Genomic DNA, 1,505 nt, shown 5'->3' on the forward strand with positions numbered 1-1,505 from the left:
GTCACCGCCTCGATGGACCACGTCGACTTCATCTCCCCCATCGAGATGGGCGAGGTCGCCATCGTCGAGGGGTACGTGTTCAACACCGGCCGCACGAGCGTCGACGTGAAGGTCGACGTGCGCGCCGAGAACCCCCGCACGGACGAGACGCGGCGGACGACCACCTCCTACTTCACCTTCGTCGCGCTCGACGACGACGGGCGCCCGACGCCGGTCCCCGGCCTCGACTGCCCGACCGAGGACGAGGAAGCGCTCCGCGGCGACGCCTTGGAGGGGCGACGCGAACAGCTGCGGCAGGTCGTCGACCGCTACGACCTCTGAGCCGCCGCGGCTCGGCGAACCCTACGCGTCGTCGCCCGCGACGACCTCGACCGCCGCGTCCGGTGCGTCCGCCGCCGCGACCGCCGCCTCGTGCGCCGCCAGCGCCTGCTCCGCGAGGGCGTCGAGCGCGGCGCGCTCGCGTCCGCTCTCCTCGGCCTCGGACGCGTCGCCCGCGGCGAGGTGGCTCGGGCAGTCGCAGTCGGAGGCGCCGAACCCGCCTATCGGCCCGGCGGGCAGGCGCTCCGCGACCGGGCACTCGACGTCGACGCCGACGCTCCGCACGACGCGGTCGATCCGCGCCGCCGGGTGCCCGAGCAGGTAGTCGACGTGCCAGTGGCGGACGTCGTGTTCGCCGCGCGCGGTCCGGCGGTGCCTGTCGACCCGGGAGAACCCCCCGGCGCCGAGCGCGCTTCCCGTGTACGCGTACGCGCCGGCGGGGAGGCGGTGCTCGCCGAGCGCGCCCGCCGTCACGGTCGCGTCGCTCGCGAGGTCGACGACGAGCGTGTAGCTGCCGCCAGCCGCGTCGCTCATCGGCCGACCACCACGCGGGCGGCGTCCGCAGCGGCCGACGCCGCGCTCACGACAGCGCGGCCGGCGCCTCGTCGGCGGCCGCCCGGAGCGACCCGACCATCTCGCCCGCCTCGTCGTCGAGCCGATAGGTGTCGTGGAAGTCAGCCGGGTCGCGGCCGCGGCCGGAGAGCGTCCCGACCACGTCGGCGATGCGGTCGTAGTTGTCGCGGACGAGGCCGCCGACGATACCGGGGGTGCCCGCGCGGTCGGCCAGCTCCTCCGCGGCCGACCGGCCGGCGTACACCCGGCGCTCGACGGGGTCGACGAGCACCATCGCGAACGGGCGCGAGCCGAACTGCGCGTCGAGGAACGGTCCGACGGGGTCGGCCTCCCACGGGACCGCGACGACGCCGTCGAGCCGGCGCAGCGCGACCGCCGCGACCGAGCAGTACGGGCAGTCGCCGTCGAAGATCAACACCGGAGCGTCCGCGCCGTCCGGGTCGGTAGGCATGCGAGAAGGTAGGTCCTCGACCGGCTTAAGCGGCCGGTCGGGGGACGCCGAGTCGGGCGGAACGCGGCGTCGAGCGCGCTCAGTGCGAGTGGCCGAGCGCGTCTTCGAGCGACTGCCCGAACCGCTCCTCGAACAGCTCCGCGGCCGTCTCGTTCATCTCCGC

General features: G+C 75.3%; 3 protein-coding genes. 1 reads left to right on the forward strand and 2 read right to left on the reverse strand.

Annotated elements, in window-relative coordinates; translation table 11 throughout:
* Window positions 1–321 (forward strand): acyl-CoA thioesterase (locus B9G38_RS17225; RefSeq protein WP_143415625.1); only part of this gene is annotated, 321 nt, incomplete at its 5' end.
* A 21-nt stretch (window positions 322–342) separates the two neighbouring features.
* Here B9G38_RS17225 and B9G38_RS17230 read toward each other — a convergent pair.
* Both B9G38_RS17230 and B9G38_RS17235 read right to left on the reverse strand, forming a co-directional pair.
* Entirely contained in the window at window positions 343–852 is a 510-nt protein-coding gene (locus B9G38_RS17230; RefSeq protein ID WP_086221170.1) for a DUF123 domain-containing protein, read from the reverse strand.
* A gap of 46 nt (window positions 853–898) precedes the next feature.
* Window positions 899–1,342: a DUF393 domain-containing protein gene (locus tag B9G38_RS17235; protein WP_086221171.1), complete on the reverse strand. Its 444-nt coding sequence runs from the start codon at window positions 1,340–1,342 to the stop codon at window positions 899–901.
* Window positions 1,343–1,505 lie beyond the last annotated feature (163 nt).

The sequence above is a fragment of the Halorubrum sp. SD612 genome (genome assembly GCF_002135005.1).

Coding starts and splice junctions, on each gene's coding strand:
- B9G38_RS17235 (WP_086221171.1), bottom strand. CDS start 1,342: ATGCCTACCGACCCGGACGGCGCGGACGCTCCGGTGTTGATCTTCGAC.
- B9G38_RS17230 (WP_086221170.1), bottom strand. CDS start 852: ATGAGCGACGCGGCTGGCGGCAGCTACACGCTCGTCGTCGACCTCGCG.